The sequence below is a fragment of the Tepidibacillus infernus genome, assembly GCF_048898065.1.
GTDB lineage: Bacteria > Bacillota > Bacilli > Tepidibacillales > Tepidibacillaceae > Tepidibacillus_B > Tepidibacillus_B infernus.
The window spans coordinates 1-315 of sequence record NZ_JBLWFI010000028.1; the positions used below are offsets into that span (position 1 = coordinate 1).

At 37.5% G+C, this 315-nt stretch carries 1 protein-coding gene; it reads right to left on the reverse strand.

The window, feature by feature from the left end; genetic code table 11:
- On the reverse strand, nucleotides 1-315 hold a 315-nt coding region (locus TEPIDINF_RS14835), incomplete at both ends, for a transposase (protein ID WP_421692404.1).

Below are 315 nucleotides of genomic sequence, written 5' to 3' on the forward strand. Positions count from 1 at the left end.
GATTCCATTCAAAAGGTTTCTGATTTTTTAACATTGCAAAAGCAATTTTTATAAACTTGTTTCCCATTGCAATATAGATTTTACGTACTTTTTTGCCTTTTTCCTTTAATCTGTTATAAAAGGGCTTCAAAGCTTCATTATGTGTGGATAAGCAACGCCCGGCGGTATATATGGCTCTTCGTAAATTGGAATTCCCTTGTTTGGAGATACCCCCATAATAGCCGCCATTTTGCCCAGATTGCTTGATGACAGGATTTGTTCCTGCTTTTTTAATGAGCTGGCTAGCACTATTATAGTGGGAGAGATCCCCCATTT